The sequence below is a fragment of the Candidatus Planktophila sp. genome, from assembly GCF_046070465.1.
Taxonomy (GTDB): Bacteria; Actinomycetota; Actinomycetes; order Nanopelagicales; family Nanopelagicaceae; genus Planktophila.
This window is the reverse complement of the sequence record NZ_JBJTMK010000089.1, coordinates 20,196-28,484: the sequence shown is the minus strand read 5'-3', so window position 1 is coordinate 28,484 and position 8,289 is coordinate 20,196. Positions and strand designations below refer to the sequence as shown.

General features: G+C 49.8%; 9 protein-coding genes. All 9 read right to left on the bottom strand.

From position 1 onward, the window contains the following. A partial coding sequence (locus tag ACKOVI_RS04165; protein WP_509602785.1) for a methionyl-tRNA formyltransferase occupies positions 1-578 on the bottom strand: 578 nt, incomplete at its 3' end. Next, positions 578-1,138 carry a peptide deformylase gene (gene def, locus ACKOVI_RS04160; protein ID WP_509602784.1) on the bottom strand — a complete coding sequence of 187 codons (561 nt, stop codon included), beginning with the start codon at positions 1,136-1,138 and terminating at the stop codon, positions 578-580. The genes ACKOVI_RS04165 and def, both read right to left, overlap by 1 nt. Before the next feature lie 13 nt (positions 1,139-1,151). Beyond that, entirely contained in the window at positions 1,152-3,029 is a 1,878-nt protein-coding gene (locus ACKOVI_RS04155; RefSeq protein WP_509602783.1) for a primosomal protein N' family DNA-binding protein, read from the bottom strand. Between the two features lie 22 nt (positions 3,030-3,051). Next, a complete protein-coding gene (gene metK, locus ACKOVI_RS04150) occupies positions 3,052-4,242 on the bottom strand; it encodes a methionine adenosyltransferase (protein ID WP_509602782.1) in 1,191 nt (396 codons plus the stop codon). A 4-nt stretch (positions 4,243-4,246) separates the two neighbouring features. Further along, complete coding sequence (gene coaBC, locus ACKOVI_RS04145; RefSeq protein ID WP_509602781.1) at positions 4,247-5,443, bottom strand: bifunctional phosphopantothenoylcysteine decarboxylase/phosphopantothenate--cysteine ligase CoaBC; 1,197 nt, start codon at positions 5,441-5,443, stop codon at positions 4,247-4,249. Positions 5,444-5,464: 21 nt separating this feature from the next. Further along, complete coding sequence (rpoZ, locus tag ACKOVI_RS04140) at positions 5,465-5,725, bottom strand: DNA-directed RNA polymerase subunit omega (protein WP_509602780.1); 261 nt, start codon at positions 5,723-5,725, stop codon at positions 5,465-5,467. A 39-nt stretch (positions 5,726-5,764) separates the two neighbouring features. Further along, positions 5,765-6,637 carry a guanylate kinase gene (gene gmk / locus ACKOVI_RS04135; RefSeq protein WP_509602779.1) on the bottom strand — a complete coding sequence of 291 codons (873 nt, stop codon included), beginning with the start codon at positions 6,635-6,637 and terminating at the stop codon, positions 5,765-5,767. A gap of 10 nt (positions 6,638-6,647) precedes the next feature. After that, positions 6,648-7,349: an orotidine-5'-phosphate decarboxylase gene (gene pyrF, locus ACKOVI_RS04130; protein ID WP_509602778.1), complete on the bottom strand. Its 702-nt coding sequence runs from the start codon at positions 7,347-7,349 to the stop codon at positions 6,648-6,650. A gap of 10 nt (positions 7,350-7,359) precedes the next feature. Continuing rightward, a complete protein-coding gene (locus ACKOVI_RS04125) occupies positions 7,360-8,289 on the bottom strand; it encodes a dihydroorotate dehydrogenase (RefSeq protein WP_509602777.1) in 930 nt (309 codons plus the stop codon).

Here is an 8,289-nt window from a genome sequence, read left to right as displayed (position 1 = left end):
GCTCCTATCGAGGATTGCGGTTGAGGTCTTTCTCCGCGTTCAATCTTCGCAAGAGTCTCCAACACAGCACCCACACCCAGGTCGCCTAGTTCAACAAATAACTCGTCGCTCGTGATGTCGTTATCCAACGCGAAACGATGCACCGTGTAAATCGGACCTGTATCCATACCCGCATCTAATTGAAAGACAGTGATGCCAGTGACAGCATCGCCAGCTTCGATGGAACGCTGTACTGGTGCAGCACCACGCCATCGAGGTAGCAGCGAGAAATGGAGATTGAGAAATCCATGACGAGGAATGGCGAGAATTGATTCAGGTATGAGTACTCCGTAGCCAATTGTGACCACACATTCAACGCCTTCCACGGCGGTAGCAACCTCTTCCTTTGAATCCGGGCGAAGTAGAGGCACTTGATGTGCGAGAGCCCATTCAGAGACTGGTGTAGGTGTAAGTACCTTTCCACGACCTGCTGGTCTATCCGGCTGGGATATAACAGCAACTAACTCGTGAGAGCTTGCGAGAAGCGCTTCAAGAGTCGGAATGGCTAGCGCGGGTGATGCGGCGACAGCAACGCGCATTAAAGGCTTTTACCAAATGGTGAGTGTGGGCTAACTTTAATCTGAGGGTTGAGTCCTTGTTCAGTAGCGAGACCAAACCATTCAGACTCACGGATTTCTTTCATCGCAAGTTTTCTATCTTCAGCACTTAAGCGATCAATAAAGAGAATGCCATCGAGGTGATCGGTCTCGTGCTGCAACGCTCGAGCTAGAAGTTCAGTTCCCTCAACAACCAATGGTTCACCATGCATATTGAAACCTTTTGCGACTGCGCGGAGAGATCGTGGAGTCGGGTAGACAAGGTCAGGAAAACTCAAACAGCCTTCATCGCCTTCTTGCATCTCGCTACTGAGATCAAGCGATGGGTTAATCAGATGTCCCAATGTTCCGTCGACATCCCAGACGAAAACACGGAGAGGAACGCCGATCTGAGGTGCTGCGAGCCCCGCACCAGGTGCATTGAGCATTGTCTCTGTCAGATCTTTTACGAGAGTCCGGAGCTCTTTATCGTAATCAACAACTGGGGCTGCTGGAGTAACCAGAACCGGATCACCAAAATGGCGAATCTCTTTGATTGACATGGTCTAAGTCTATCTAACGAGAGAGTGAATACGGGTCAATTCGAAGTGAAGGCATACTCTTCTTGGATGTGCTCCTGCGTCGCATAAATTCATGCAGTGTGGAGACCAACTCCTCACCATGTGCAACATCTACGGTGAGAATGAGAGCAGATTTATCGCCATGTGCAATTGGGCCGAGCAAAGAAGTGTCAGGTGGAATCCGACCTTCTCTTCGCGCACTTTCAAGCGCGCCCTTCAAGCGAGTAATTTCAACTGTCTCCATCACCAATATTGCCGCTCTTGCATATGGTGGAAGCTTGAGCGATTGACGCTCTTCCAGGTCTCGATGAATTGCCATTGATGGATTCCAAGTAGTGAGCGCCGTTGCAATGGAATGGTCTTCGTCTTGAACCAAGATCACAGTGCCATCTGTTTCAGCAAGCGCTGCATGCGCAAAATACATCTCACGAACTCGTTCATTAGCGCGCATATCAGGTTGACTAAGGAAACGATTTCCCTCGAGAATTACAACCGACTTGTAGCCGGAAAGGGTCTTTGGCGCCATTCCGGGGGTTGCAATCACTATTCCGTGATCAATCACTTCTGTAATTGGATGATCAGCAGAAGAGAGCAGAGTTGGTGTCCCCGGGAAGAGAACTCCTATTTCATGCTGGTGGCGCTCGATTCCACGAGAGGCTAGGGAGGGAATAACATGGTTGCACCAAGTGCACTTCCAATGAGAAATCTCCGTGAGACAGTGGCTGCACGAAATAGGCGATGTGGCAGAGCTTTTAAAGTGGGCTCCGCCGCATTGGCAGCGAGAAATCGTGCGACATTTACTGCATCGTATTGCTTGCGCATATCCCTTAGTGGGGACTACGAAGAGAATGGGTCCAGCTAAAAGTGCCTTCCTGATAAGCGGTATAGCTCGAGATGGAAGTAACTCTCCATGAACTTGTGGAGTCACGGTGACCTTGACCTTAGACTTCGTCTTCTTGAATTCAACCCAATCTTCATCGATATATCGTGCGACTTCAGAGCTCGGTGAATATCCTATGAAATACAAGTCGATGTTCTGATTCTGTTTGCGCAGTAGAGCTATGTCACGTGCATTCCATCCTGGAGTACGTTGCTCGTAAAGATATTCCGAACCCTCGTTATATATCACCAGCGACTTCAGTGCATGAACCGGTGCAAAGACAGCAGAACGAGTTCCGATGACGACTGAGCTCATTCCGGTTCTGACTTTGAGAAAGTTCGAGTAGTGCTCGCTCTTCGGAAGCTGCGAATCCAGGACTGCATGTTCGATTGCGAGTTGCTCTAGATATGCATGCACTCTCTCCACTTGGCGAGTATCAGGCAAGATAACAAGTATCGAACCCACTGCTGAAAGCTCAGCTACCTTCTTCGCAATAAGGAGATCGCGATCATGTCCTGCTGGCAGCTGTAGATAAGTTTGTTTTCCAGGTTCTGCTGGAGGTGCAGATTGGTTTTCCATGAATGTGAACTGGCTTTCAACCTTTACGACACGATCAGGAATAGCCGACCGGATTAGATCAAAAGGGTGTGCTGCATACCTGCGAGCGGCTTGAGCAATCAGTTCAAGTGTCTCTCGATTCAGCAGAGGAATAGTGCCAATAACCTTGATAACGCTCTTCAATCCGCTGAGAGAGTCAGGAGAACGAAGTTCAACTACCACTCCAATTACATCTCGCCCATGAAAAGGTACCGAGACTATAGAACCTAGGTGCAGAGACGAAGATAAGTTGCCCGGAATGAGATAAGAGAAGGGCATATCGAGGTGATAGACCGATGCATCAACCCATACATCCGCAACGGTATATGGCCCGCTTGGCTTGACTGGTGCAACTGTGGCGAGCTCTCGCTTGAGCTTGAGCCCACCTCTTACCATCTGAATTCTTTCGGCTAAAAAATTACTGTACCGCTGCCTGCAACGCAGCGACGCGGTCTGTCTTCTCCCATGTGAAATCTGCAAGCTCGCGGCCAAAGTGTCCATAAGACGCTGTCTGAGAGTAAATAGGGCGCAAGAGATTGAGATCTCGGATAATTGCAGCTGGACGGAGATCAAAGACTGCTGTAACTGCCTCTTGAATCTTGGTAACCGAAACAGTTTCTGTACCGAAAGTTTCTACGAAGACACCCACTGGCTGTGCCTTACCAATTGCGTAAGCAACTTGAACCTCACAACGACGAGCAAGGCCGGCTGCAACAACGTTCTTTGCTACCCAGCGCATCGCATAAGCAGCTGAGCGGTCGACTTTTGATGGATCCTTACCTGAGAATGCTCCGCCTCCGTGGCGAGCCATTCCTCCATATGTATCGACAATAATCTTTCGGCCAGTAAGTCCGGCATCACCCATAGGACCACCCACAACAAAGCGACCCGTTGGGTTGATGAGAGTGCGAAGATCTGTACGAGGAAGATCAATCTTCTCGAGGATTGGATCGATAACGTACTTGATAATCTCTGGAGTCAATTGCTTTGCTACATCAACCTCTTCAGCATGCTGACTTGAGATAACCACTGTATCGATTGCTACAGCGCGATCACCGTCGTACTCGATAGTGACCTGTGTTTTGCCGTCAGGACGGAGGTAGGGAAGCTGCCCTGACTTACGTACCAATGAGAGCTGTTGTGAGAGCTGATGTGCCAAGTAGATTGGCAGTGGCATGAGTTCTTTGGTGTCATCGCATGCGTATCCGAACATAAGTCCCTGGTCGCCTGCTCCTTGAAGATCAAGCGGATCGCTAGCAGAGGCAACGCGGTGCTCGAAAGCATCGTCGACTCCTTGTGCAATATCTGGTGATTGCTGGCCGATAGAGATTGAAACTCCACAGCTATTTCCGTCAAAGCCCTTGACTGATGAGTCGTATCCGATTCCGATAACGGTATCGCGAACAATTCCCATTACATCCGCATAACCTGATGTTGTTACTTCACCAGCAACATGAACCTGGCCTGTTGTGATGAGAGTTTCTACGGCTACACGGCTTGTTGGGTCTTGGGTCAGGAGTGAATCCAGAATCGCATCCGAGATCTGATCTGCGATCTTATCTGGGTGACCTTCGGTTACTGATTCGGATGTGAAGAGGCGCTTGGACATTGGGTTAGCCTAACTTAAGAGCGTGATTGATGGAGTGATTAACAAGTGCGTGTGCCAACTCTTTCTTTGTTACATCCGTGAAAGTCTCGACAATTCCTGTCGAATTAATGAGCAAACCCGAGGTATGGCTCGCCCCAAAGATTGCACCATCCGACACATTATTGAGATAAATCACATCAGCACCTTTACGGGACATCTTCTGCTGAGCTGCATTCACTGAATCGCTATCAGTCTCGGCGGCAAATGCAGTAATAAATTGGTGCGATCTATTTGCAGCTAGCGTTGCCAATACATCAGGATTTTCAACGAGATTGATTGATGTGTAATCACTCTTCTTGATCTTTTCAGTTGCAACACCTACAGGACGTGCATCGGAGATTGCAGCTGCCATAAAGAGAAAATCACTCTGCATGAAATGGTCTGATAGCGCCTTCGACATTTCGTTGACGCTCTCAACATCGATACGAAGAATACCTGGATGTGCCTCGATTGTTGAGTTTGCAATGATTAAGGTGACTTGCGCACCGCGAGCGAGAGCTTCTTCAGCGATTGCAATCCCCTGTTTGCCGGTGGAACGATTGCCTATGAATCTAACAGGATCGATTGCTTCGCGGGTTCCTCCCGCAGAGACAAGAACTCTCTTTCCAATTAAGTCCTGTTTCACCAAAGTCCTTTTGGTGAAACGATCAATGATTTCCGAAGTCTCAGGAAATCGACCCTTGCCCGTATCGCCGCTTGTCAATGCACCTTCTGCCGGTTCCATCACATCAATGCCACGAGATCGAAGTGTGCGCACATTGGATTGAGTTGCTTCGTTGAACCACATCGCTGGGTGCATGGCCGGCACTACCAAAATGGGAGCTTCACTCGCGAGAACGAGATTCGTGAGTAGATCATCAGCGCGACCTGCAGCGATGCGCGCAATCAAGTCTGCAGTTGCAGGAGCAATCACGATTGCTTCGGCAACTTTTGCCAACGATACGTGACGAACTTGTTCGACGGATTCAAAGACATCCGTTGTTACGAGGCGACCAGAGAGGGCCTCCCATGTTGCCTTGCCTACAAAATTCAGACTAGCAGGTGTGGGAACCACGGTGATCGCAAAGCCTGAATCCTGCAGGCGGCGCAGGAGATCACATGCCTTATAAGCAGCGATGCCGCCTCCGACTCCGAGAATAATCTCGCGAGTTGGGGCGGCCATGGCTTTTACGTGTAAAAAGGATTAAGCGTTAGTCTCAAGATTTTCGATGGTCAAGAGACCTTCGTTAATTTCACGGAGCGCAATCGAAAGTGGCTTCTCGTGAACATATGTATCCACCAGTGGACCCACGTATTCGAGAAGACCTTCGTTGAGTTGTGAATAGTATGCATTGATCTGGCGCGCACGCTTTGCTGCATAGAGAACTAGTGCGTACTTTGAACCGCTCTTATCGAGAAGTTCGTCGATTGGTGGATTGGTAATGCCGTCGACGTGTCCGCTCATGGGTACTCCTTCAATAGGGTTCAACTGGTTGTGCTCGTCTTACGAGGCTGCCAATCTTATCAGGGCTTGAACGACCTCTTGTACCTGAGTATTAACGATGACCGAGTCGAAGAATGAGGCTGCAGCTAGCTCCTCTTGGGCCAATGCCAAGCGGGCAGCGCGCCTCTCTGGAGAATCAGTTCCTCTGCCTTCAAGGCGGCTCACGAGCTCTTCCCATGATGGCGGCTCGAGAAAGACCAATACTGCTTCGGATGAATGTGCGCGAACCTGGCGAGCTCCAGCAATCTCAATTTCGAGGAGAACATGGGTTCCTGATGCGAGTGCTTCTTCGACTGCTTTGCGGGGCGTTCCGTAGCGATTACCTGCAAATTCTGCCCACTCGAGAAACTCATCTTGTGCGATCGCTTGATCAAACTCTTCATTGCTGTAGTAGAAATAGTCGACGCCATGTACTTCATTGAAGCGAGGTGCTCGTGTTGTCGCAGAGACACTGACCCAAAATCCCGGGTGATCGCGCAGCGCCTTGGCGACTGTGCTTTTGCCTACTCCCCCAGGTCCCGAGAGAACGAGAAGTCGCCCGCGAGGATGTGAAGATGGAATGTCGAACTCCTTTAACAGTGCCACTCGTTGATGGCGACCTAGACCTTTTACTCGACGCGTAGGAGAGATTGCAAACTTATCCATCAACGCTTGGGCACGAATCTTGCCATACCCCGGCATAGATTCCAGCAATTCGATTACTCGCATCTTCGCCAAGACGTCATTGCTTGCAGCGAGCTCCAAAAATTCTGATAAAGAGAGCGTTCCCTTATGAATGGCTGCTTTTGCAGCGGCACGTTCACGACGAGAAGCTTTCGCAACCTCAAGAGCACGCGCTCGTTCCTCAGATGTCAGCTGAGGAGGTTGTTGCATATCGATAATTCTAACCGGTGATTTCTGCAGCTATAGCGCGAGCGGCATCGCGCATAGCAACAGCTCCCTTGCTCCAAGCTCCAGTAATAGGGCGTCCAATTACTACGAAATTTGCACCCGCTGAGATTGCGGCTTGCGGAGTCATCGTGCGCACTTGATCATCGCCTCCCGCCATACCCTGTGGACGAACCCCGGGTGTAATAATGATGGGTTCGCTTCCCACCGCATTTCGAATCGCTGAAATTTCTAACGGTGAGGAGACTATTGCCCTGGCGCCTGCTCTGACCGCTAAATCTGCAAGTGCGACTGCGCTCTCTAACGCAGGATTCGCGTATCCAATCGCGAAGAGATCCTCCTCGGACAAAGAGGTAAGAATCGTGACGGCAGTGATATCGATATGAGGAACGGCATCTACTGCTGCCTTAATCATTGAAGAACCACCTGAAGCATGCACGGTGAGAAAGCGTGGGTTGATATTGCCAACTGCAGTGGCTGCCATACCAACCGTATTGGGAATATCGTGGAGTTTAAGATCTAAAAAGATATCGATGTCGAAATCTTCTTTGATCTTATTGACACCTTCGGCGCCAAAGGTAAGAAAGAATTCCAATCCGAGTTTGTAAACAGTCACGCTCTCACGAGTCGCTTCAATCCACTTCTGAGCTGTATCGAAATCTCGAGTATCGACTGCGAGAATGATGGGCGCTGACATGGTGACTCCTTTATCGATGTGCGTAGCCGACCGCTTGTTGCAGCGAAGTGAAACCACGCTGTGTAAGCAGCTCGCGAAGTTCATTTTGGATTGAGATGAGCGCGGTCGGATTGCCAAAGCTTGCAGTACCCACTGAAACTCCAGAAGCTCCAGCGAGAATCATTTCCAGCGCGTCACGCCCAGTTGAAACGCCACCCATACCAAGAATTGGCAGATTCGGGAGCGCTTCATGAACTTGATAAATTGCACGTACGGCAACAGGTCTGATGGCAGGACCTGACAATCCACCGGTCTTGCCACCAAGATGGGGCTTCATAGTGTCGATGTTAATCACCATACCGAGAACAGTATTAATTAGGGCAACTCCATCGGCACCTGCATCTGCAACTGCTCGAGCAACATCTGCGATGTTGGTGACATCAGGTGTGAGCTTGGCGAGAATTGGGATCTCTCCCCCGATAACTTTGCGAACACCTTCTACAACTCGTGAAGCTGTATCGCAATCAGTGGCAAAAACCAGCCCGCGATTTTCAACATTAGGACATGAAATATTCACTTCAACCGCAGAGATACCAGATGTCGAGCGAATCTTGCGAGCAAGTACTGCGTATTCATCAGCGGTCTCACCTGCAATGGAAACAATAACTCTCGACCCTTGAGCTAGGAGCCATGGCACATCGTTTGCCAGAAATGCATCGATTCCAGGTCCTTGTAATCCAATGGAATTGAGCATTCCTGATGGCGTCTCGGCCATACGCGGGGTTGGACGACCGTGGCGAGGCTTATTCATCACGGATTTTGTGACAACCGCTCCGATTTCTTTGAGTGGAAAGAACTGCGCTAATTCTTTACCGCTACTGGCGCATCCGCTTGCAGTGAAAACCGGTGATGGAAACCACGCATTTCCGAGGGTGGTCGAGAGATCTACGGGAGTGCTCAT